Source organism: Parasutterella muris (genome assembly GCF_943193095.1).
GTDB lineage: Bacteria > Pseudomonadota > Gammaproteobacteria > Burkholderiales > Burkholderiaceae_F > Parasutterella > Parasutterella muris.
Genome location: NZ_CALPCV010000002.1, coordinates 83,418 through 106,376 on the forward strand (window position 1 = coordinate 83,418; position 22,959 = coordinate 106,376).

Consider the following 22,959-nt stretch of genomic DNA (forward strand, 5'->3'; position numbering starts at 1 on the left):
TTGTGTTGAGACACTTATGTGCTTTGATCTGTCACAACAGTCATATTTTAGAAACCGATCATTTGCAGCGGCGATAAGCCGAAAGGGATAATATTTTGAATAAAAATAATTTATTTGCCAAAGTTGCTGTCTGGATCGTTATTGCTCTGGTTTTGTTTACTGTGTTTAAACAATTCGACGGGGCTAAGAAGATCGCGACTGCGGAACCTTCCACGAGCTACACCCAATTCATGGACCAGGCTAAGGAAGGCAAAATCAAGCGCGTTGATGTTCAGGGCAGAACCCTTACTGTCACGCCGACGGAAGGCGCGACTTATAAGATTACCGCGCCCGGCGATCTTTGGATGGTTGAAGATCTCCGCAAGGCGGGTGTTCAGGTTTACGGTCAGCCGGACGAAGAGCAGAGCTTCCTTGCTTCTATCTTCATCTCCTGGTTCCCGATGATTCTCCTCATCGGTGTTTGGATTTTCTTCATGCGTCAGATGCAGGGCGGCGGCAAAGGCGGCGCCTTCAGTTTTGGCAAATCCAAAGCCAGAATGCTTGACAGCTCCAATAACAACATCACATTTGCGGATGTCGCCGGCTGTGACGAGGCTAAAGAAGAAGTCTCCGAAATGGTCGATTATCTGAAAGACCCGACCAAATATCAGCGCCTTGGCGGACGCATTCCCCGCGGCGTTCTGCTTGTCGGCTCTCCGGGTACCGGTAAGACGCTGCTCGCCAAAGCGATTGCAGGCGAAGCGAAGGTTCCGTTCTTTACCATTTCCGGTTCCGACTTCGTAGAAATGTTCGTCGGTGTTGGTGCGGCTCGTGTTCGCGACATGTTCGAGAACGCGAAGAAGAATTCTCCCTGCATTATCTTCATTGATGAAATTGATGCTGTGGGTCGTCAGCGCGGCGCCGGTCTCGGCGGCGGCAACGACGAACGTGAGCAGACTCTGAATCAGATGCTCGTGGAGATGGACGGTTTCGATACCAATTCCAGCGTTATCGTCATTGCTGCGACCAACCGTCCGGACGTTCTTGACCCGGCGCTGCTGCGTCCCGGCCGTTTTGACCGTCAGGTTGTGGTTCCGCTGCCCGATATCCGCGGCCGTGAACAGATTCTCAAAGTTCACATGCGCAAGATCCCGGTGGGTGCCGATGTGGACGAAGCGATCCTTGCGAGAGGTACGCCCGGATTCTCCGGAGCCGATTTGGCCAATCTCGTGAACGAAGCGGCGCTTTTTGCCGCTCGCAGAAACGGCCGTGTGGTCGCGATGGAAGACTTCGAACGCGCTAAGGACAAGATCATGATGGGTGCCGAAAGAAAAGGCATGGTCATGGATGAGAACGAGCGCAAGAATACGGCCTATCACGAATCCGGCCACGCATTGGTTGCGCGTCTGATGCCTAAGAGCGACCCCGTTCATAAGGTTACGATTATTCCTCGCGGCCGTGCGCTTGGTCTGACGATGCAGCTGCCCGCAGAAGATCATTATTCTTATGACAGACAGTATCTTCTGACTCGCATTGCGATTCTCTTTGGCGGCCGTATCGCTGAGGAAGTGTTTATGAATCAGATGACCACAGGCGCTTCCAACGACTTTGAACGCGCAACTCAGATGGCGCGCGACATGGTTATGCGCTACGGTATGAGCGATAAGCTCGGCCCCATGGTCTACGGCGAAAACGAGAATGAAGTCTTCCTCGGCCGCTCCGTCACGCAGACAAAGCATATTTCTGAAGAGACAATGCGCAATGTGGATGCGGAAGTTCGCCGTATTATTGACGAACAGTACGCAATCGCGCGCAAACTGATCGAAGAACATCAGGAAGAAATGCACAAGATGGCGCATGCCTTGCTTGAATGGGAAACGATCGATTCCGATCAGATTGATGACATTATGGAAGGCAAGGATCCGCGTCCTCCGAAGCAGCTCTCCAAGAAGAAAAAGGTCGCTGACGCTGCTCCTGAAGCTCAGGTGAGCGCACCGGCCGCAGAGGAGAATGCCGCAGAGGCTCAGGATTCGAAGCCGGAAGCTGACGAGACGCCTCAGACGGAGCAGGCGGCGCCCAAAGCTGAAGACGCCAAGCCTGAAGATAAGCCGGAAGGCCCTGATCAGGCGCCAAAGCCTTAAAATAACCAAATAGGTTCGGAAGGCCGCTTTTTGCGGTCTTTTGAACTTATAGGGGAAGACAAATGAGCGAAGATCTCGAATTTAAAGCCGAAGACGAAGAAGACTACGACGAAGAGGAAGTCAAGATACCTGAAATCAAAGGAACCAAGAATTACATGACGCGCGCCTGTTACAACAGGCTTTTAGCCGAACGTAAAAATCTTGTTCTGGTGGAACGTCCGGAAACGGTTCAGGTCGTTGCGTGGGCTGCGTCAAACGGCGATAGAAGCGAAAACGGAGATTACCTTTACGGCAAAAAGCGTCTGCGCGAAATCGACCGCAGAATTCGTTTTCTTAATAAACGTATTGAAAACAGCGAAGTCATCGACATCGCGAATCGGCCGCCGACAGATCAGATTTTTTTCGGCGCGACCGTGTTATTCGCCAATGAACAGGGCGAGGAGTCTAAAATCCGCATCGTCGGAATTGACGAAGCGGACGGTTCGGTCGGTGACGTATCCTGGATTTCTCCGATCGCTCGTGTCTTTTTGAAACACTTTGAAGGCGATACGGTTCTCCTTCCGACGCCAAAAGGTGTTAAAAAGCTCGATATTCTTGAAGTGACTTATGTCGATGAGCCTCCGGGCAAACCGCATAGTCTTTAACCATACGGCCCAATGGGCCGATTTTCTCAGGGCCGGTAAAGCCATGAACGAAAAAGAACAGCATTTATCTGATTTTGATTTTGAACTCCCGGAAAGCCTGATTGCGCAATTTCCGCTGAAAGATCGAGCTTCCTCGCGACTGCTTCACGTGCGGCCCGACGGTAGCCTTGAAGACCTTATTTTCAGAGATCTTCTGAACTTGGTTCGTGCCGGAGACGTTCTTATTTTTAACGACACCAAAGTTATTAAAGCCCGGCTCACCGGCCGCAAACAAACCGGCGGCTTTTTTGAAGCCATGACCGAACGTGTGATCGGTACGCACGAAGCTATCTCCATGATGCGCTCGAGCAAGCCTGCAAAGCCCGGAACTATTCTTTACTTTGACCATCCGGAAGGCGGTGAGCCTGCGGTTGCAGAAGTTCTCGGCCGAGAAGGAGAGTTCTTTAAGCTTCGCTATGAACGTCCGGTCCTTGAAGTTCTGGATGAATACGGCAAAGTTCCGCTTCCTCCCTACATTCAGCATGCGGCTGAGAAGTCCGATGAAACGCGTTATCAAACGGTTTACGCAAGCCATCCCGGCGCGGTAGCCGCGCCGACGGCCGGACTGCACTTTACGGAAGAGCTTCTGCAGCAGATTCGGGATAAAGGCTGTGAAGAAGTTTTTGTCACGCTTCACGTCGGTGCCGGAACTTTCCAGCCGGTGCGCGTAGAGAATCTGTCCGAACACGTGATGCACTCCGAGTGGTACACGATACCTGAGGAGACCGCCCGCAAAATCAACAAGGCAAAAGAAGAAGGCAGAAGAGTCATTTGTGTCGGAACAACGAGTCTTCGTACCGTTGAAGCGAGCGCTTCTTCAAATCCGGAAGGCAAAGTGGTTCCGGGAGCAGCGGAAACCCGACTCTTTATTACGCCCGGATATGAATTCAAAGTTTGTGACGCCATGGTCACGAACTTCCATCTTCCTAAATCAACATTGGTTATGCTCGTCAGTGCCCTTTGCGGTAGAGACGAAATTCTTAACGCTTACAAACATGCCGTTGAAGAAAAGTACAGATTCTTCAGCTACGGGGATGCATGTTTTCTCGAAAAAAAGGCTAACTCATGAGTCTGACTTTTAAACTTCATAAAAAAGAAGGGTCTGCGCGCAGAGCGGAAATCCATTTGAACCACGGCGTCGTTCAGACCCCTGTGTTCATGCCCGTCGGAACATACGGTACTGTTAAAGCGATGAGCCCTCTTGAGCTCAATGAAATCGGCACCCAGATTCTTTTGGGCAACACCTTTCATCTTTGGCTTCGTCCGGGACTGGATGTTATCGCCGAGCATGGCGGTCTTCACGGTTTTATGGGCTGGGACAAACCCATTCTTACCGACTCCGGAGGCTTCCAGGTCTTCTCTCTTGGGAAACTGAGAAAGATTACGGAAGAAGGCGTACGTTTTGCCTCTCCGATCAACGGCGAAAGATTGTTCCTCACACCTGAAGTTTCGATGGAAATTCAGAAGGTGCTGAATTCGGACATCGCTATGATTTTTGACGAATGCACGCCGTACGAGATCAACGGCGTACCCGCGACGGAAAAGCAGGCCGCAGATTCCATGCGGCTGTCTCTGAGGTGGGCAAAGCGTTCCAGAGAAGCGTTTGATCGTCTTGAAAACCCGAATGCGCTCTTTGGCATTGTTCAGGGCGGGATGTTCCAAAATCTTCGTGACGAGTCTCTCGCCGGGCTGAAGGACATCGGTTTTGACGGCTATGCGATCGGAGGTCTTTCTGTCGGCGAGCCGAAAGAAGAAATGATCAAGATTCTCGATCATATGAGCGGAATCATGCCGGAGGACAGACCTCGTTATCTGATGGGTGTCGGCACACCGGAAGATTTAGTGGAAGGCGTCAGCCGCGGTATCGACATGTTTGACTGCGTCATGCCGACCCGCAACGCCCGCAACGGCTGGCTATTCACACGCTACGGCGATGTGAAGCTTCGCAACGCCAAATACAAGCATGATCTGCGTCCGCTTGACGAGACCTGCGACTGCTACTGCTGCCGCAATTTCTCCCGAGCCTATCTGCATCATCTGCAGAAGGTCAATGAAATTCTTGGTGCCCGACTCAATACGATTCATAATCTGCACTACTATCTCAATCTGATGAAAGAGATTCGTGAGGCGCTTGATGAAGGCCGCTTTACACAGTGGCGTGAGCAGTTCTACAGAGATCGAGCCAGAGGAGTCGGTTAGGAATTTTCTTCATATTCAAATTAACTAAGTCCTCTATAATTAGTTAGATTTATATAAAACAAATCCCGCATATTTGTGATTTAACATTGGAGTATTAAATTGTTTATTTCTGAAGCATACGCTCAGGCTGCCGGCGGCGCGGCTGCGGCACCCGGAGGCCTTGAAAGCATGGCGTCCTCTTTCGGCATCATGATTCTGATCTTTGCCGTGTTCTGGTTCCTTTTGATCAGACCGCAGCAGAAACGCCAGAAAGAGCACAAGAAGATGATTGACGCTTTGACTGTCGGAGACGAAGTCATTACAGCGGGCGGTATCTGCGGCAAGATTCTTGCTGCCGATGAGAACTACATCAATCTTCAGATTGCCCAGGTTGAAGACAAGCCGGTTGCGATTACGTTCCAGCGTCTGGCCATTCAGGCAGTTCTTCCCAAAGGAACGGTTAAGTTTTAATTTCCGCGCCTAACGGATATGTCACGGCCGTCTCTGGAAAGGGGACGGTCGTTTTGTAGTTTTAACGAGATAGGCGAGAGAACCGCCAAAAATAGTTATGAATCGATACCCACTCTGGAAATATATTCTGATTGTGGTTGTGCTCGCGATCGCTGCGATCTATACGCTGCCGAATTTCTATGGTGAGTCGCCCGCAGTTCAGGTTAGTCCCGGAAAAGCAACGACAAAAGTTACTGAAAACACTCTGAAGAGTGTTGAAGATGCTCTGAAGGCGGCGAAAATTGAGCCGAACGGTGTTTTCTTTGAGCAGGGCGCTCAGCAGAATTCCATCCGCGTTCGCTTTGCTCCGACCGAAGGCGATCTTCAGCTTCGCTCCCGTGACATCATTGAAAAGCTTCTGAATCCCGATCCGGCCGATCCCGCTTATGTGGTCGCGCTGAATCTTGTACCGAATACGCCGCAGTGGCTGCTGAGCCTTAACGCTCTGCCGATGTACCTCGGTCTTGACCTTCGCGGCGGCGTGCACTTTTTGCTCGCTGTGGACATGAAGGCGGCTGTCACAAAGAGAATCGAAGCTGCCTCAGGCGAAGTCAGGACTGTCCTTCGTGATAAGAAGATTCGTCATACCGGTATCAATCGAGTCGGTGACACGCTTGAGATTTCTTTCCGCAATGCCGAAGACGAAGACAATGCGCTTGATATTCTGAGAAACCGCCAGTCTGATTTGACGTTTGCCAAGTCCGAACAGGCGGGCAAATACATGATCATCGGCGCGATGTCCCAGAAAGCTATGCAGGATGTACAGGAGTATGCGCTGAAGCAGAACGTCGCGACACTGCACAACCGAATCAATGAGCTTGGCGTAGCTGAACCCGTGATCGCGCAGCAGGGTGCCGACCGTATTGTTGTTCAGCTTCCGGGCGTACAGGATACCGCTAAGGCTAAAGACATTCTCGGCCGCACAGCAACGCTTGAAGTCAGAATGGTGGACGACAGTCCCGAAGCGCTTGCTCAGCTTGCGCAGGGTACGGTTCCTTTCGGAACTGAGCGTTATAAAGATCGTGAAGGCCGCGACATTTTAGTTAAACGTCAGGTCGTTCTGACCGGCGATAACCTGAATGACGCGCAGCCCGGTTTTGACAACCAGACTCAGGAACCGACGGTTAACCTGACTCTGGACAACAAGGGCGCACGCATTTTCAAAGACGTGACACGTGAGAACGTTGGCAAGCGCATGGCGATTATCCTTTTTGAAAAAGGTAAGGGCGAAGTTGTGACAGCTCCAGTAATTCGTCAGGAAATCGGCGGCGGCCGCGTTCAGATTTCCGGTCGTATGACTACGATTGAAGCAACTGATACCGCGCTGCTTTTAAGAGCCGGTTCTCTTGCCGCTCCGATGGAAATTATTGAAGAACGTCTGGTCGGCCCGAGCCTGGGTGCGGAAAACATTAAGGCGGGCTTCCGTTCCACTCTGTGGGGCTTCATTGCCGTGTCTGTCTTCATGGTCATTTACTACCGACTCTTCGGCTTGATCTCCGCGATCTCTCTGACCTGCAACCTTCTGCTTCTGGTCGCGATTCTGTCCATGCTGCAGGCGACACTGACGCTTCCGGGTATTGCCGCTATGGCGCTGACGCTTGGTATGGCGGTGGACGCGAACGTTCTGATTAACGAACGTATTCGTGAAGAGCTCCGAATAGGGCGAACGCCTCAGCAGGCGATCAGCGAGGGCTACGGAATGGCGTTCAACACGATTTTGGACTCCAACATCACCAGCTTAATCGCGGGTATCGCGCTTCTGATTTTCGGTTCCGGCCCGGTACGAGGCTTCGCTGTGGTTCACTGTTTGGGCATCATGACCTCTATCTTTACATCCGTCATGGTTTCCAGAGCTATTGTGAACCTGTACTACGGACGCCGCAGAAAGCTCACATCTCTTTCAATCGGACAAGTTTGGCGGCCTGATGCCGACGCACCTAAGGCAAAAGGAGCATAACTATGGAACTATTTAGAATCCACAAAACGATCCCGTTCATGAAGTATTCCAAGATTCTGAACGCGATCTCGTTTATTTCCTTCTTTATCGCGATTGGTTTGCTTGTTGTACGCGGCTTAGCTTTCTCGATTGAGTTCACCGGCGGTCTCGTAATGGAGGTCAACTATCCGAACGCAGTGCCTGTTCAGGAGCTGCGTGTGGAATTAGAAAAGGCTACCGGAGGAGAAGTACAGGTCGTGAACTTCGGAACGGCTCGGGACGCGCAGATTCGTCTGCCTTTGAAGAACGGGAAAACCTCTGCTCAGATGAGCGAAGAGGTTATGAACGTAATTCACAAGAGCGAACCTGATGCGCAGCTGCGCCGAACTGAGTTCGTCGGACCGCAGGTTGGCGAAGAGCTGGCGACGGACGGTCTGACAGCCCTGCTGTTAGTGATTGTCGGCATTATGGTTTATTTGGCCTTCCGCTTTGAATGGAAGTTCGCGGTTGCGGCCATTATCGCCAACATGCACGACGTCTTTCTGGTCCTTGGCGTGTTCTCACTGTTTCAGTGGGAGTTCTCGCTACCGGTATTGGCGGCGGTTCTGGCGGTACTCGGATACTCGGTTAACGAGTCCGTGATTATTTTCGACCGCTGTCGAGAATGTTTCCGCAAGATCAGAAAGGGGACTCCGGTAGAAATCGTCAATACTGCGATTACGCAGACGATTTCCCGTACGGTCATTACGCACTCGTCCACGCTGATGGTGACTCTTTCCATGTTCTTCTTCGGCGGTCCTGCGCTGCATTATTTTGCGCTTGCGCTGACCATTGGTATTCTTCTTGGCGTTTATTCGTCCGTGTTTGTTTCTGCGGCGATTGCGCTTTATCTTGGTGTCAAGCGCGAAGATCTGATGAAGAAGGTCCGCAAAGATGAAATTACTGACATGGTTCCGTAATTCTTTTCAGTTTCTGTGAAAAGGGCTGAAAGTCGGCCCTTGAACATCTGAAATACCTGTAAATAATCGCCTCCAAGAGAGGCGATTATTTTTGATATTTAGAATCATCTTCTGCCTATAGGCTTGGCTGCGGACGTTCTCTGAAGATTGTTGGAAAAGGGCCGGTAACGGTTGGCGCAGAAGTAACGTGAACCGGGTCTTTCAGAACGTTGGAAGCGGCCAAACCCGCCCGGCATACTCCTCAAAAAGCTCGTACTCGTACTACAGGCTTCCGTGGTCTAACAAAGAAATAGGACGATGTTTAGAAGTAAGGCTTACACATGAGGACTTGATACCGAAATTGGTATAAAACATGCTTCAGCATGTACACAAGACAATAATTTAAAAAGCTCTCAACGCCGGGATAATCATAAAGACTGAGAGTTTGTTTTCGTCATGCTTGTTTTCTTATTTCCCAAAAGCGGCGGATTAACGGCCTCGCTCTCCCAAGAATATTTAACATAGGACAAAATTGAGGTGGAGCGGATGAAACGAGCATTTAGGTGGTATTTGTTTGCGGTGAAATGCATCGTGAACTTTCACGGCCGTGCCGGTCGTGAGGAAATATGGAGCTTTTTCATATTCCAAACCATATTCATGAGCCTGTGCGCGCTCGGGGATTTTCTGATCACCAGCTTTCCAATCCTGCTGCCCGCATACGCTGCGCTCACGGCGATTCCTACAATATTAGTGATGATCAGACGGCTCCATGACTGTAACTTATCAGGATGGTGGGTTATTCTTGCTATACTTCCCCCGTTTTGTTTCTTCGTCATGAGTTGGGCGCCTGATCCGTTCCAGCCTAATCTGTATGGGACAACGGAAAGACTGTCGCATGAAGAGAGGGCTGTTAAAACCCCGCCTCCCATCATTGACGGTGTTGAATACCTAACTAAGCCCGGTTTCACTCCTCAATTGCGCAGACAGCGTGATGAGGAACAATACGAGAAAGATTTGAAAAGCATTATCGGAACACAAGATAAAGGAGTAAATAAAGATGAAAGACAAAAAGGATAGAAAACACGACAAGAAGCATGACAAGAAGGGCTGCGGCAAGAAGATCAAATGCCTTGGCAAAAAGATCAGAAGACTCGAAGAGCAGGAGCAGTATGTATCCGCTTTGATCGGTCAGCTCCAGATCGTTGCTGATGAAATCAGAATGGAAAAAGAATTCCTGGAAGACAAGCTCACAAAGAAAAAGGCTGCAAAACATCCCCGTTTTTTCAAAGAGGTTGTTGAAGTAGAAGAAGAGAAGCCTCAGGCTTAATTCGCAAAAGAGCCTCGAGTTTCGGGGCATTTCTATTTATAAGTGAGCAAACACTTGCTTACCGTTTAATAAGATAGGCACGAACCGGTGATGCTTCGATGCCTTCCCATTTCAGCGGGACTGCGTGAAGTTCGTAAAGGCCGGCCTCGACGTCCTGCAGGCAGATGTTTTCTAGAATGCAGATGTCGTGCGAAAGCAGTGCATGGTGAGCTTCAAAGTGAATACTAACTTTCGGATCAATAGATGCGGTGGAAATGCCGATCAAACGGACATCATGCCCGGTCAGTTTGTTCGCAAGTTCCTTTGAGATACCGGCTTCAGGATGATTAGTTTTCAGTAGAATTCGCTGATAATTAAAAGCAGAAGCAGGCATATCTTGGATATTGATTAATTTTCCTGCCTGAGAGACATCTGCAATATACGCTAAACCGACAAAAGTCTCGATGGAATAATTCTGTGCGCCGGGCTGCTCGTAGCCAAAGTGATACGGCAAATCGACGTGAGTGCCCACATGCGGTGTGAACTTAATTTCGGAAGTGTTGATTTGGCCAAACGAAAGATAATCGATACACAGCGGCGTGTCGCCTTCGAATACCGGAGTATTTCGGTTAACCGTCATGGAAATGTCGATAACTTTCATTATTTTTGCTTATTCCCGTAAATCTGTATGCGCAAAACAACTTGAATCCGTCGACTCTGTCCGTAAAATTGTAACTTGAAAAGTTTTAATAAGTAAGGACTCACCTTCGGTAATGAATTTTGAAAACCCGGAGCTTCTTATCTTGAGTTTTCAGGCATCGAAGAGAGGGTACAAAAAAGCCGGCATGGCGCCGGCATATTGCTTATAGGACTTCTATTCCACGTTGAATCCGTTCCTTCTTGCGGCAATCAGCGCTTCAGTGCGGTTTCTCGCGTCAAAGGCACGGTAAATCGCAGTGACGTGCGTTTTAATGGTGCCTTCGGAAAGATCAAGTTTGCGGCAGATCGATTTAATCGAGTCGCCCTGGCTCAGCAGTTTTAAGACCTGACACTGACGAGTGGTCAGATGTACCGTCGAGGAAGGATTGACCGACGGTTGCTGCGGGCTCATACCGATCGACTGCTGCTGTGTCAGTATCTTCGATGGTATGTAAACACCGCCTTCTAAAACGAAGTTCACGGCACCCTTGAGCAGATTCGCATCCAGAGACTTCGGAATAAAACCGGCTGCGCCCGCTGACAGTGTTTTCAAAATACTGTCCGAGTCAACTAAGCCGGAAAGAACCAAAATCTTCAGTGCCGGGTATTCAAGGAGCAGCCTTTCCAGAAGTTCCGTTCCGGTAGAGTCCGGCAGACCTAAATCTAAAATCATGAGATCAGCGGAGTCCCCATACTTGGAGGCGAGTTCCAATGCTTCCTTCGCAGTGGCGCCGACGTGAATGGAAACGCCCGGGTACATGCTTTTCAGAAGTGCGGAGAGCGCGGTTGTGATGAGTGAGTGGTCATCAACTAACAGGATTGTCTGGGGCTGTATCAAAACATTTCTCCTTTATTAACCATGCTAAGATAAATCGATCCGAGCCTTCCGTCAATATACTCAGGTAAATATGGGCAATCAGCAGATTCTCGGCAGCTGTTCACCCGTTAGCCAGTCCACCATACGCACACCGCCAAAGCCGGTTTCCATCTGCACAAAGTGATTTTCGTCTTCAATACAGCGTCCGATCAGCTGAGCGTTCTGTCCTAAAGGATCCTCCCGCATGATGGCAAGCATCTTTTCTGCATCCTCAGCCGCGCAAATCGCGATCAATTTCCCTTCATTTGCGACGTACAGCGGATCAAGCCCTAAAAATTCACAGGCGGCTTCCACGCTTTCCTTAACCGGAATCCTGTCTTCTTCCAGTACCATTCCGATATTGGACTGTGAAGCGATTTCATTGAGCGTAGTGCCCAGACCGCCGCGTGTCGGATCTCGCATGCAGCGCAGAGAAGGAACGCCTTTGACGAGCTTTTCCGTCAGACGGTTAAGACTTGCTGAGTCACTCTCGACATTGGTCTCAAAGCCTAGATTGACGCGCTGACTCATAACGGCGACACCATGATCGCCAATGTCTCCGGAAATGGCGATCACGTCTCCGGGCTTACAGAATGAGCCGGAAAGACGAACGCCTTTAGGAAGCACCCCGACACCGCAGGTGTTGATATAGATGCCGTCGGCTTTTCCTCGCTCCACGACCTTTGTGTCGCCGGTCACGATATAGACGCCGGCTTCTCTAGCGGCTTCAGCCATGCTTTCAACAATGCGCTTGAGATCCGACAAGGGGAAGCCTTCCTCAAGAATAAAACCGGCCGACAGATACTTCGGAACAGCGCCGCAGACCGCAACGTCATTGACGGTGCCGTGCACGGACAGCGCGCCGATATCTCCGCCTGCAAAAAAGATGGGACTCACAACGTGAGAGTCGGTCGCCATGATAAGTTCGCCCTCCGGGCACGGAAGGCGGGCACCGTCGTCACCCTGATCAAGATATTCATTGCTGAAGTACTTCGCAAACAGTTCGGAAATCAGCTGTGCGCTGGCTTTGCCGCCGGCACCGAAATTCATTTCGACTTTGCCGGTCTTGAAATTCACAGGACGCTGATAGTGTTTCTTTTCGCTTGTCATACTCTTCTCCGCTGTCTATGCGCGTTTATGTCTTCCATAGTTGAAGTAGGCGGCGCATGCCCCTTCACTCGAAACCATGCAGGAGCCGATCGGATTTTCCGGTGTGCAGACGGTGCCGAACGCTCTGCAGTCGGAGGGATGCTTCTCTCCGCGTAAAATGGCGCCGCATTCGCAGGCTTTATTGTCCGGAACCCGACGATATTTAAGTCCGAAGCGCTTTTCCGCATCGAACTCGCTATAGGCGTCTGAAAGCTTCAGTGCGGAATTCGGAACGCTGCCTAATCCTCGCCATTCGAAAGAATCTCTGAGCGCAAAAACTTCATGAACCATCTTCAGCGCTTTGGTGTTGCCTTCAGGTTTGACGGCTCGAATAAATTCGTTTTCGACTTTGGCTTCACCTTTGTTAATCTGACGGATCAGCATGAGAATCGACTGCAGCATGTCCAGGGGCTCAAAGCCTGCGATCACCACCGGTTTATGATGGTCCCGGGCAAAGGTTTCATAGGGTTCGCTGCCGATAATCGTAGAAACGTGCGCAGGACCGACGAATCCGTCAATATGAACCTTTTCGTCATTCTGCAGGATATGGTTCATCGCAGCCGGTGTCAGAACATGATTGCAGAAGACAAAGAAGTTCTTAAGGCCTTCGGCTTTTGCCTGCTTGAGTACAACGGCTGTCGCAGGCGTTGTGGTTTCAAAGCCGATCGCAAAGAAAACGACGTTTTTATCGGGATTGGCCCTTGCGATCTCCAGGCAGTCAGAGGCGGAATAAACCATGCGAATGTCGCCGCCCTGAGCTTTGGCCTTCATCATGGAAAGACCTCCGGAAGCCGGTACTCGCATACAGTCGGCATAGGTGCAGACCGTCGCGCCGTGTTCCAGCGCAAGCTCAATAGCAGAATCAATTCGGCCGATTGGCATGACGCAGACGGGGCAACCGGGTCCGTGAATCATTCGCACGTTCTCAGGAAGCACGCCCTCCAAACCATAGCGGCTGATGACATGAGTGTGGCCGCCGCAGAATTCCATCAGGCGATAACTTTTGTCGCTTTGTACTTCCGCCTTAATGTCCTTAATGATCTTTTTGGCAAGTTCCGTGTCACGGTATTCGGTAATGTATTTCATCGATCCGGTTCCTTAGGCAGGTTGGGAGGCTTGCGCAAAAAGTTCAAGCGTTTTCTGCGCCTCAATCGGATCGATTTTCTGAAGCGCGTATCCCACATGAAGAATCACGTAGTCGCCAACTCTCACATCGTCAATCAGCGCGGTGGAAATTGTTTTTTTAAGACCGGAGATTTCAACAACGGCGGTCTCGTCGTCGATGATTTCTTTGACCTGAACAGGAATGGCTAAACACATAACTAAACTCCGCTATTCGAATGAAGCTTCATCAGCACGGCATAAGCCTGACCGAGAGAGACGCCTCCGTCATTGGGCGGAATGCGAAGCCCTTCATAAACGCTGAGAGAGCCTTCTTCCAAATAATTTCTGAGGCTTCTGCTGAGTCTGGTATTCAGACAGCATCCGCCTGATAAACATACTTTTCTAATCTTGTTTTTTTCTGCGGCAGCCAGCGCTAGTCGGCTGAGCGCGAAAGCGACGGTTTCATGGAAGTCAGCCGAGGCTTCAGCCGCAGAACTGTATTGAGTTAAATTTAATAGGAGCGGCACAAAATTGACGCCGCTCTCGCTGAATTCGAGCAGATCCTCGCGCACGCGTCCCTTTGTCCCGTAACCGGCTGCTTGGAAAAGAACCGGTGCTTCTCCTTCATAGGAAGAATGGGTCTTGACACCGGTAAGAGCGGCAGCGGTATCAAAAATCCTTCCTAAACTGGAACTCTCCGGAATCGGCAGGTCCGAGGCAAGCATGCGCTCAATGATCGAAGCGCCTTTGAACGGGAAGAGTCGTTTAGCATTTTCTGCCAAACCGTTTTGGCATAGCAGCGCGTAGGCCATTCTCCAGCCCTCGCGCGCGCATTTGTCGCCGCCGGGAAGAAGAATCGGCGATAGAGACTTCAGGCGCTCAAAACCCAGGGGATCAACTTTCAGCAGCTCGCCGCCCCAGGATTTTCCGTCAGTGCCGAGTCCGACTCCGTCAAGCGCGAGACCCAGCACCGCTTCTTTAAGCCCGTGTTCGGCCATCACCGCGGCAATATGCGCATGATGGTGCTGTACGGCAATGAGTTCGACATCAAACTCATTGGCAAGCTTTTCTGCCAGCACCGTGGAATAAAAATCCGGATGAAGATCGCATGCAATATAGTCGGGCCTGATCTCAAAAACTTCCGACAGATGCCGAATCGCTTTCTCAAGCGTGCGGTCGTTGCTCACTCTGTCTAGGTCACCAATGTGCTGCGTCAAATAAGCATGAGTGCCTTTTGTCAGACACGCGGTGTTCTTTAACCACGCGCCTGCAGCAATGACGGACGGACCTGAGAATGGGAGTGCGATTGCCTGAGGAACGAGACCTCTGGCGCGGCGAATGTACTGAACGTCATTGTCTTTGGCCTGCGCGACCGAATCATCACAGCGGATCAGGATGTCGCGGTTGTGTACAAGGAAACAGTCACAGATGCCTTCCAACAGACGTACCGCCTCGGCGTTGCTGATTACAAGCGGTTCGCCGCCAGCGTTCGCACTCGTCATAACAAGTGTCAAATCGTTGGGTTTCTCATGCCAGAGCGGATCCTCGCTTCGATCGGCCGCTTCAAAAAAGAGCAGCCAGTGAATCGGAGTGTAGGGAAGCATCAGGCCGATGTGCGTCAAATTCGGCGCGATACCGACTAAATGATCATCTGCGCCGGGTTTCTTCGGCAGAAGCACAATGGGCGCTACAGAGGACTCGAGAAGCTTCTGAGCTTCTTCGGAAACCTCGGCGATTCTGCGCGCGGACGCGGTATTCTGAACCATTAAGGCAAAGGGCTTGCTCGGTCGCTTTTTGCGTTCGCGAAGACGAGAGACCGCTTGAGCGTTTTTTGCGTCGCAAACCAGATGAAAGCCGCCAAGACCTTTGATTGCGGCAATTTCACCGGCCTTAATCCGTCTCATGACTTCAGCGAGCGGATCATCGGTATTGATCGGAAGCCCGGCTTTGTCAAGCAACGTGACGTGAGGTCCGCAGACCGGACACGCGTTCGGCTGGGCATGAAATCTTCGATCCAGAGGATCGGTATATTCCTCAAGACAGTCCGAACACATCGGAAAATCTTTCATGCTCGTCTGCGGCCGATCATAGGGAAGATGCGCTGTGATGGTGTAGCGCGGCCCGCAGTGCGTGCAATTGATAAAAGGATAGCGATAGCGGCGATTGTTCTTGTCCGTAAGTTCGGAAAGGCACGCTCTGCAAACCGCCGCATCAGCGGGAATGACGGTGCTGACCGCGTTGCTGTGGCTTTCGAGAATCTTAAATTCGGTAAAGCCGCTCGGTTCGATCTCTTCGGAAACTATAGTTTCGATACTGGCAAGCGGCGGAAGTTCTGTCGTAAGACGCTTCATGAAGCGCGCGATGGAGGCCTCTTCGCCTTCCACTACAGTTTCAACGCCCTGACCGTCGTTTAAGACAGTTCCGTTCAGGTTTTCGTCAGTTGCTAAAACATAAACAAAAGGCCTGAACCCGACTCCCTGGACGGTTCCGTTGATCCTGAGACGACGCGCGCTTATCCTGCTCATGGACAAAACTCCCGATTCACCGATCAGGCTAAACGGCTGAAGCGGTTTTTAAGCCAGCCGATCCATTCGTTCATGCCGGTGCCTTTAGTGGCAGACACTTCGATAATCTCGATGTCGGGATTGACGCGCTTTGCATATTCCTTGCATTTTTCAACGTCAAAATCCAAATACGGCAGCAGATCGATTTTGTTCAGAAGCATCACTGAGCTTGCCGCGAACATGTCCGGATACTTGATGGGTTTGTCTTCACCTTCGGTAACGGAAAGGACGACAACTTTGCAGTCTTCTCCGAGATCGAATGCGGCGGGGCAGACGAGATTGCCGACATTCTCGATAAAGAGAATAGAGCGATCTTCCGGTTTGATCTTTTCGCAGGCTTCATCAATCATTTCCGCGTCAAGATGGCAGCCTTCGCCGGTGTTGATTTGAATCGCGCGGCATCCGGTCGCTCGAATGCGTTCGGCGTCGTTGAGTGTCTGCTGATCGCCTTCAATAACGGCGAGTTTAAAGTCTTTGGAAATACGCTCAATTGTTTTGCAAAGAAGCGTGGTTTTTCCGCTTCCGGGACTTGATACCAGATTCAGAGCAAGAATGTGTTTATTTAAAAACTTCTCGCGGTTCTGCTGAGCTTTTTTGTCGTTTGCGTTCAGTACGTCAATTTCGAGCTGGACGAGACGATCGTTAACTTTTTCCATTTGTTTGGCTTCAAGAGTACGGCACTTCGGTCGGCTGAGAAGCCGCCGAAGCGCCAAATAAAATTATTCGTGATGATGGTGGTGGCCAGCGTCGCCGTGTTTGTGGTGGCCGGCATCGTGGTGATGGCGGTGCTGGTCATTGTCGCGATGATGATGGCCGTCTTCATCATGAGGATGTTCATGAGTATGCTGGCAGGCGCCGTGATCATGAGTATGGTCTAAATCTTCAATCTTGGCACTCTTTCCGCCGCATCCGCAGGTTACGCACATAATGGCTCTCCTTATTAAGTTAACTGCAAAAATTATTCATCGTCTCCAAGCTCAAGCTCGGACACTCTGAATTCCGTTCCGCCGTTGATCGACAGCTGATAGCTTCCGCATTCGGGGCAAGCGTCTCCGCGTCGATGCAGAGGTACGGTCTTTTGGCACATCATGCACCAGGCCGTGCCCTGCGGGCGTTCTATTTCAATCTCGGCGCCTTCCATAGGCGTTTCTTGCGAGGCAATTTTGAGGCCCTGCATCAGAGCGTGCATCTCCACTCCGGCAAGCTCTCCGACAATCAGTTTGACTTTTGAGACCTTCCGGGTGTTGTTGGCCTCGGCTGTGTTTTCAACAATCTCGACAATGCTTTGTGCGAGCGACATCTCATGCATGGCACACCTCGACTTCAAAGGCGGTACACGGATCAAAGGAAAGGATCGTGAATTCGGCCGCCTCTTTAAGCGCGGCGGCGTCATCAAACTTCAGAGACATGAGCGCCTGTTTAAACCATTTGGAGCGCACGACGTTGATATCGGTCGGAGTGAGGATGCTGTAGTCCTTAATCTTCGCATCCGCTCCGCGGCCTTCGAGCCTTACCGTATGCAGAAGGATTCCGCGTGAATTCTGAACCAGGGAGGCGGCTGCTCCGTTGCTCAGCCTGATCGCGCTGACTGTTTCAAATGGGATGCGTACCAAATCCGCGGCGCTCAGTACTTCCATAAATCGAGCGGCAATGCGTGTGTAATTAGTGTTGCCGTCCTGAGCGAGCAGACCGGCCTCAGACGGTCTGTGGGACATGCGGGCAACCGGTCCGGTCAGTGCGTCAACTTCGATGTTCCATGGCTCCTTATCCCAGCATCCTTTTTCTTTCAGCGCCTGCAGAATAAAAGTCGGACTTTTGGTCAGAAGCGGAGCCGGGCACCAGCCTTTTGTACGCTGTGTTTTTGAGATTTTGGCAAAGAAACCGGATAGGCTCTCGGGTTTCGTTTCAATCGTTCCGTTGTAAAGATCCTGTTCCCAATCATTGGAAAAACCGTCAAGCAGCAGATAGGACACCTCGCTTCGAAGCGAAGCCCAGAGTTTCTCGCGTTCTCGAAGATTGTTGTAGGGCAGCTCTTTCAGCTCTTCACAAAGAGCGCGAACATTAATGAGCGACTGAGATTTTGTGCTCAGAAAGTCGCGGCCCGCGCAGCGCATCGTGAAAAAAAGAGTCCCTTCTCGGATGATTTCTAAATGATTGGCAAAGCGGCACTGGGCAATCAGCTCCTGATCCGGATCTTCGTCCGTCGTGGCCGCGCAGGCAAGCTTCGCTGCGGCAAGCTGAGAGTTGGGACAAAGCGCAAAAATCGTCTGGAAAATGTCAAAGGCTTCCTGAGGAGAACGGCCGCGAACCAAATCTTCGACTTTGATTTCTTTCGGCAGTTTGATCTCAACGTCCGTGACGCGATGGTCTCGAACTTTAAGGACAAACTTCATAGAGCCCAAAAAACTCATGATTCTTCCTCCTCTTTTTTTCGGGGGCTCAGAAAAGCCCTTCTAGAGATAGGTCTCTCAATTGCCGCGGAGACCACTTTTTCAATCGCTTCCGGATCCGTTTCCTTTTCAAACGCCGGAATCGGCGTTCCGAGCTCCGGCTCACCCGCGGGCTTCATCAGCTCATCAAGCGAATACTTGGCGATTTCGACAGCCATTTCATGATCGGCGACAACTTCATCAAGCGGCGACATGAGTGAGCACATTTGGTATTCACCGAGAATGCGGTCGCGGACGCAGATAAAGTCATAGAGCCCCGCGGGAAACGGATAGTTCAGCCTTCTGCCCTCGGCAACGGACTTCCATTTTGAAGGCTGTCCTTTGCTGAGGATCAGGTTCATGCACCAGGGGGTGACAATGACTCCGAGCCAGAAATACTTCCAGCGCCGGAACCCGACCGCCTGGACTCGGACACGCGGATGAAGCATCGGCAGGCCCATCATGCGGGTCTTCCAAATGCGTTCAAATCCGCGTTCCAGCCTCAAAGCCGGATTAGGTTCCCACGGCTCCTCATTTTGCGGAGTAGCCGGAGTCTTTGTCTCGTTCATAATTCTTGGGTACCACTAAAAATAAATCTCTCTCGCAGCCGCATACTGGACAGTTCCAGTACTCGGGCAGCTGAGAAAACGGTGTTCCCGGCATGATGTTCTGATCAATATCGCCGATTTTCGGGTCGTAGACGTAATGACAGACTTTGCACTCAAGGCAGTCGTCGTCCTTGAGTTTGGAGTTGTCTCCGAGGAAAGTTCCGTCAAAAGTGTGCATCATGACTGAAGCTCCACAGCAGGAAGTTCCCAGCTCTGAGTGACCCATTCAATGAGCTCTTTGATTCGAGCGACGGAATCCTCCAAGTCTTCGCTTGCTGCCATTGCCTCTTCAGGAAGTCCTGAAACGACGAGTGTGTTCAGAATCATGAGGCGCGTCGGCGCGTTGTTCAGATACTGAACACGCCAGAGATGACGAACATCGGTAGAAGAGATTCTGCAGTTGCCGAATCCTCTGGAAATGATGTAGACGGCGCCTTCTCCGACCGCTTTGTCAATGACCTGATGGTCTTCAGCCGACATGGGAAGATGACTGAGGTTGACGGTAAAGGCAGGCGAGCCCGGTGCCCAATCCTTGAGCGCGGTCTTTAGTTCCGCCAAAATCGCAGGACTGTTCATCGCTTCCGGACCGGGTTCGACGGGAAGCAGTCCGGGTCTGCTTGTGGCGTAAGCGGCTTCTGCGACACAGGATGGAATCGCGCTCACTTCAACCTGATCGGCAATCGGTCTTCCTTCGCGGAAATAACGCACGCGCCAAACACCTACGTAGACGGACTCCTGAATGCGGATTTCGTCGAACGTGTCATTGGGGATTGTGATGCGGATCGAGACTTCGCCTTCGCCAAGCATCTGATTGATAAGACCGATCGTCTGGGTATCGAACTGATTCAGTGCGAAAGCAGGGCCGGCGTCTCCGCTGTCCGTGTTCCACAGACGCATTTCGTCATACAGATCGATAAAGAACTGACGGCATTTAATCGCGGTTTCCTTATCGGCAATTTCCGGAGTCAGCGGAGCGCTGAAGGTGTCAACTGTGTCGGGCACGCCGATTGTGTTCGCGACAGAGCGATCGGGCTGAGAGCCCGGGCCGACCAAATTGATAGGAATGGATATTGGACTGATGGACATAGTTCTGTACGGTTTAAAGCAAAATGGTTAAATAGAACGAACGGGAATGCCGATGGAAGGCGGATAAGAGGGTTCGCTGTGAATGATTTCATCGGTTTCTTTCACCAGATCGGCCCAAAGGCGCAGACCGTCAACCGCGCCGAGGTATTTACCGTCGCGGAAAAAGACCATCGCGGGCCAGCGCTTGAAACCGTATTTCACGGCGATGCGGCGTGCATTGGGAGGTCCGACGATCGCCCGATGCTCAATCAGCGCGCAGGATTTGGCAAGTTCGGGTCCGATGACCAGCGCGTCCATCGTTTCTTTCATGCGGTTGGGGTCTTCGACAAAGACGACCATGGAAAGACCGGGCTTCTCTAAAAAGTTCGGCAGCGTTTCCGCGTCGCAGGCTTCGAATCCGTGTTCATTGATCATCCGCAGATAAAGCGGGTGGCTGTATAAATCGATTTTTGGGGAAACGGCAAAGAGTTCCATTATTTGTTCCCTTCCAGTTGTTTCTGCAGGTGCGGAGGAAGTTTTCCGGTATTTGCGACAATGTCGGCAAATGCGTCATTGACATCCGGAGTTCCTCCGTTCATCGCGGCTTCCACCGCGTCAAGCGCTTTGTCAACCTGTACCGCTCTTTCGGGCGTGATTTTTTTTACGGCCATGCCGTTCCAGGCAAGGACCCAGTCGCCCGCTTCGACATTGCCGAGCAGCATGACGTCAAGATTTTCCGTCTGACCTCGTCCGACGCAGACGGCTCTTCCTTCAGAGGGAAGAGATTTCACTTGCATAGGAATTCCGACGCACATTATTCGCTCCGTTTTAAATTCAGATGCGCAAAACGAATATCGCCTTCACGGCAGGCTTCCTCCGGAGTCGGTCTGCCTTCTTCATAATTTTTAATATTGAGACACTCGGCGTCCATCAGAGCGGGGACGGTTTCGTTTTCACTGCGCTCGCGTACACCGACGCCCCATTCGCGAAGAATGTGATAGCCGTCTGCGACCGCCTGAGGGATGACATCTTTGGCTTTCTGAGACAGGGATCCGCCGTAGTCGTCAAGCAGAACCGGCTGGAATCCGACGACGGCGATTTCTTTAGGTTCGCATCCGCGAAGCATGGCCGCGGCGAGCAGATCATTCATTCCGTCCTGATGCGGAGAAATTTTGGTCGAGGTCCAGATGCGGATGTCGTCATTGCGCAGTACGGTCAGTTCGCCCGGCGCACCGTGGAAGTCGCAGCAGTCAAAAACCAGAAGCTTTTCTGTGCGGCAGATTCGATCGAACAAATACATGCCGAGCGTACCGCCGTCCGCAACAAGATTATTGACATCGGTCAGCGCATATTTACTGTTGAACTGTTCAACCGCTCTGACGCCGAAACCCTCGTCGGCCCAGAGAATATTGCCGATGCCAAGAACTAAACAAGGGATGTCTTTTACTGTGTTCATGTAATCCTCTTTAATCTGCCACCGATCTGGTTACTTTTCAGGAGAAATCAGACAGAACGTAGTGTAAACCCTTGTATCGAGGAATTTAAAAATGTAACTAAATTGAGCTGTGTTTTTACGGATTAATTCGAAAAGCTTTATGGGAGGGTAATTAAAAAAAGAAGCGTTAAGGAAATGCGTCAAAAGGAAGATTTTAGGCAGTCGGAAACAAGATAAAAATGCCGAATCCATTAATGCGCCGATTCTTTGTTCTCTTTGATTTGAAAGGATTTTTCCGCTTCTTTTTCAAGCGCGACATGAAGGTCCCAGCGCATCTGCAGCATCAGCCAGAATTCAGGCTCCGTTTTAAAGAAACAGGCAAGCCGGATGGCGGTATCTGTTGTAATGGAGCGCTTGCCTACAATGAGCTCATTAATTCGTCGTCTGGAAACGCCTAGGGCGAGGGCAAGCTGAGACTGTGTGATATTGAGCGGTTCTAAAAAACGTGACTCAAGAAAGGCTCCGGGGTGCGGAGCACTTCTTGAGGAACGCGGAAAACGACCGCGGAGCGGAATGGAATTATCCTTCACACGGTCGTTTTTGTTTGTCATAACACTATCGCTGTAAGGTTAGGCTTTCTTCTGAGCCGGGGCAACATTGTTGCCGGGCTGCGGAATCGGCTCCTTAAAGAAGCGAATGCCGTTAATCATCGTTGAGACCTGAGTACCGCCGCCCATGATGTCTTCACGGAAGCTCATGTAAAGGTGAGCGCAGAGGAAGATCAAGAGGTAGTACATCAGCAGATGGTGTGTGGTACGAACGACCTGAGGGCCGCCCATCCAGGCAGTAACCCATCCGAACCAGCTCATCCAGCCGGTGTCCCATCCCCACTGTTCGGCATAAAGACCGAAACCGGTGATGATGATGGCGATAGAACCAAGCACATACATTAAGCACATTGCTGTCTGAGCAAGCGGGTTGTGGCCCACGTACTCTTTCGGGTGCTTATTGAGGAACAGGTAATAGAAAGCCGTTCCGAAGATGCCCTTGATCCACTGCATGTCCCAGAAGGGCAGCAGGAAGATCATGCGGGAATACTTGTTGCCGACAAATGCCCAGTAAATACGGTAGAGCATCAGTACGGAGAAAAGCATCCCGAAGACAAAGTGCAGGAGGAGTATGTGCCCGAAGAAGTAAGTATTCCATGTCTCGGCATAGTTCGGAATAGGCGGCCAGCCGATTAGGAATCCTGTGACTACGAGCATGAAAAAGGCAAGACACTGGGCCCAATGCCAGAAGCGTACAGGAGCTTCATACACATATACGGGCTCGATCGGGCCTTCTTCGATTTCGTAAGACCATTTCGAGATTTTCATAAA

27 protein-coding genes are annotated in these 22,959 nt (G+C 51.1%); 9 read left to right on the forward strand and 18 right to left on the reverse strand.

Annotated elements, in window-relative coordinates; genetic code table 11:
- The first annotated feature begins 95 nt into the window (after positions 1-95).
- The 9 genes from ftsH (at position 96) to NFR90_RS01370 (ending at position 9,692) form a co-directional block, all read left to right on the forward strand.
- Entirely contained in the window at positions 96-2,120 is a 2,025-nt protein-coding gene (gene ftsH / locus NFR90_RS01330) for an ATP-dependent zinc metalloprotease FtsH (protein WP_160334419.1), read from the forward strand.
- A gap of 62 nt (positions 2,121-2,182) precedes the next feature.
- Positions 2,183-2,764 carry a transcription elongation factor GreB gene (gene greB, locus NFR90_RS01335; protein ID WP_160334418.1) on the forward strand — a complete coding sequence of 194 codons (582 nt, stop codon included), beginning with the start codon at positions 2,183-2,185 and terminating at the stop codon, positions 2,762-2,764.
- 43 nt (positions 2,765-2,807) lie between these two features.
- Positions 2,808-3,872 (forward strand): tRNA preQ1(34) S-adenosylmethionine ribosyltransferase-isomerase QueA, encoded by a 1,065-nt coding sequence (queA, locus tag NFR90_RS01340; protein ID WP_160334417.1) that lies wholly within the window; start codon positions 2,808-2,810, stop codon positions 3,870-3,872.
- A complete protein-coding gene (tgt, locus tag NFR90_RS01345) occupies positions 3,869-5,002 on the forward strand; it encodes a tRNA guanosine(34) transglycosylase Tgt (RefSeq protein ID WP_160334416.1) in 1,134 nt (377 codons plus the stop codon). Before queA ends, tgt begins: the two co-directional genes overlap by 4 nt.
- Before the next feature lie 99 nt (positions 5,003-5,101).
- Entirely contained in the window at positions 5,102-5,452 is a 351-nt protein-coding gene (yajC, locus tag NFR90_RS01350; RefSeq protein ID WP_251449954.1) for a preprotein translocase subunit YajC, read from the forward strand.
- 97 nt (positions 5,453-5,549) lie between these two features.
- Positions 5,550-7,448, forward strand: a complete 1,899-nt coding sequence (secD, locus tag NFR90_RS01355; protein ID WP_160334414.1) for a protein translocase subunit SecD — start codon at positions 5,550-5,552, stop codon at positions 7,446-7,448.
- A gap of 2 nt (positions 7,449-7,450) precedes the next feature.
- A complete protein-coding gene (gene secF / locus NFR90_RS01360; RefSeq protein ID WP_160334413.1) occupies positions 7,451-8,386 on the forward strand; it encodes a protein translocase subunit SecF in 936 nt (311 codons plus the stop codon).
- 525 nt (positions 8,387-8,911) lie between these two features.
- Complete coding sequence (locus NFR90_RS01365; protein ID WP_251449956.1) at positions 8,912-9,442, forward strand: DUF805 domain-containing protein; 531 nt, start codon at positions 8,912-8,914, stop codon at positions 9,440-9,442.
- Positions 9,423-9,692, forward strand: coding sequence for a hypothetical protein (locus tag NFR90_RS01370; RefSeq protein WP_160334411.1), 270 nt, complete (start codon positions 9,423-9,425; stop codon positions 9,690-9,692). The genes NFR90_RS01365 and NFR90_RS01370 overlap by 20 nt, the downstream gene beginning before the upstream one ends.
- A gap of 58 nt (positions 9,693-9,750) precedes the next feature.
- Here the strand turns inward: NFR90_RS01370 and NFR90_RS01375 are convergent, their stop codons facing one another.
- The 18 genes from NFR90_RS01375 to cybH all read right to left on the reverse strand — a co-directional run bounded on the left by NFR90_RS01375 (position 9,751) and on the right by cybH (position 22,956).
- A complete protein-coding gene (locus NFR90_RS01375) occupies positions 9,751-10,332 on the reverse strand; it encodes a cyclase family protein (protein WP_160334410.1) in 582 nt (193 codons plus the stop codon).
- Between the two features lie 213 nt (positions 10,333-10,545).
- The gene (locus NFR90_RS01380) at positions 10,546-11,208 is read right to left on the reverse strand and encodes a response regulator (RefSeq protein ID WP_251449958.1); all 663 of its coding nucleotides are present in this window, start codon (positions 11,206-11,208) and stop codon (positions 10,546-10,548) included.
- Positions 11,209-11,286: 78 nt separating this feature from the next.
- Entirely contained in the window at positions 11,287-12,336 is a 1,050-nt protein-coding gene (hypE, locus tag NFR90_RS01385) for a hydrogenase expression/formation protein HypE (protein WP_251449960.1), read from the reverse strand.
- Between the two features lie 15 nt (positions 12,337-12,351).
- The gene (gene hypD / locus NFR90_RS01390) at positions 12,352-13,461 is read right to left on the reverse strand and encodes a hydrogenase formation protein HypD (protein ID WP_160334407.1); all 1,110 of its coding nucleotides are present in this window, start codon (positions 13,459-13,461) and stop codon (positions 12,352-12,354) included.
- Positions 13,462-13,473: 12 nt separating this feature from the next.
- Complete coding sequence (locus NFR90_RS01395; protein WP_160334406.1) at positions 13,474-13,695, reverse strand: HypC/HybG/HupF family hydrogenase formation chaperone; 222 nt, start codon at positions 13,693-13,695, stop codon at positions 13,474-13,476.
- Positions 13,696-13,697: 2 nt separating this feature from the next.
- Positions 13,698-16,004, reverse strand: coding sequence for a carbamoyltransferase HypF (hypF, locus tag NFR90_RS01400; protein ID WP_251449962.1), 2,307 nt, complete (start codon positions 16,002-16,004; stop codon positions 13,698-13,700).
- A 23-nt stretch (positions 16,005-16,027) separates the two neighbouring features.
- Positions 16,028-16,699 carry a hydrogenase nickel incorporation protein HypB gene (gene hypB, locus NFR90_RS01405; RefSeq protein WP_160334404.1) on the reverse strand — a complete coding sequence of 224 codons (672 nt, stop codon included), beginning with the start codon at positions 16,697-16,699 and terminating at the stop codon, positions 16,028-16,030.
- Between the two features lie 63 nt (positions 16,700-16,762).
- A complete protein-coding gene (locus tag NFR90_RS01410; RefSeq protein WP_251449964.1) occupies positions 16,763-16,969 on the reverse strand; it encodes a hypothetical protein in 207 nt (68 codons plus the stop codon).
- A 32-nt stretch (positions 16,970-17,001) separates the two neighbouring features.
- Positions 17,002-17,352 carry a hydrogenase maturation nickel metallochaperone HypA gene (gene hypA, locus NFR90_RS01415; protein ID WP_160334402.1) on the reverse strand — a complete coding sequence of 117 codons (351 nt, stop codon included), beginning with the start codon at positions 17,350-17,352 and terminating at the stop codon, positions 17,002-17,004.
- Positions 17,345-18,454, reverse strand: a complete 1,110-nt coding sequence (locus tag NFR90_RS01420; protein WP_251449966.1) for a hypothetical protein — start codon at positions 18,452-18,454, stop codon at positions 17,345-17,347. Before NFR90_RS01420 ends, hypA begins: the two co-directional genes overlap by 8 nt.
- Positions 18,451-19,041, reverse strand: a complete 591-nt coding sequence (hybE, locus tag NFR90_RS01425; protein WP_251449968.1) for a [NiFe]-hydrogenase assembly chaperone HybE — start codon at positions 19,039-19,041, stop codon at positions 18,451-18,453. Before hybE ends, NFR90_RS01420 begins: the two co-directional genes overlap by 4 nt.
- The gene (locus tag NFR90_RS01430) at positions 19,004-19,261 is read right to left on the reverse strand and encodes a rubredoxin (RefSeq protein WP_237178684.1); all 258 of its coding nucleotides are present in this window, start codon (positions 19,259-19,261) and stop codon (positions 19,004-19,006) included. Before NFR90_RS01430 ends, hybE begins: the two co-directional genes overlap by 38 nt.
- Positions 19,258-20,166 carry a hydrogenase expression/formation protein gene (locus NFR90_RS01435; protein ID WP_160334399.1) on the reverse strand — a complete coding sequence of 303 codons (909 nt, stop codon included), beginning with the start codon at positions 20,164-20,166 and terminating at the stop codon, positions 19,258-19,260. The genes NFR90_RS01430 and NFR90_RS01435 overlap by 4 nt, the downstream gene beginning before the upstream one ends.
- 27 nt (positions 20,167-20,193) lie before the next feature.
- Entirely contained in the window at positions 20,194-20,640 is a 447-nt protein-coding gene (locus NFR90_RS01440) for a thioredoxin domain-containing protein (protein WP_160334398.1), read from the reverse strand.
- Positions 20,640-20,960 (reverse strand): HypC/HybG/HupF family hydrogenase formation chaperone, encoded by a 321-nt coding sequence (locus NFR90_RS01445; RefSeq protein ID WP_277612783.1) that lies wholly within the window; start codon positions 20,958-20,960, stop codon positions 20,640-20,642. The genes NFR90_RS01440 and NFR90_RS01445 overlap by 1 nt, the downstream gene beginning before the upstream one ends.
- Complete coding sequence (locus NFR90_RS01450) at positions 20,960-21,601, reverse strand: HyaD/HybD family hydrogenase maturation endopeptidase (RefSeq protein ID WP_251449972.1); 642 nt, start codon at positions 21,599-21,601, stop codon at positions 20,960-20,962. Before NFR90_RS01450 ends, NFR90_RS01445 begins: the two co-directional genes overlap by 1 nt.
- Before the next feature lie 230 nt (positions 21,602-21,831).
- Positions 21,832-22,191, reverse strand: a complete 360-nt coding sequence (locus tag NFR90_RS01455) for a HigA family addiction module antitoxin (protein ID WP_251449974.1) — start codon at positions 22,189-22,191, stop codon at positions 21,832-21,834.
- A gap of 18 nt (positions 22,192-22,209) precedes the next feature.
- Entirely contained in the window at positions 22,210-22,956 is a 747-nt protein-coding gene (cybH, locus tag NFR90_RS01460) for a Ni/Fe-hydrogenase, b-type cytochrome subunit (RefSeq protein ID WP_160334394.1), read from the reverse strand.
- Positions 22,957-22,959: the final 3 nt, after the last annotated feature.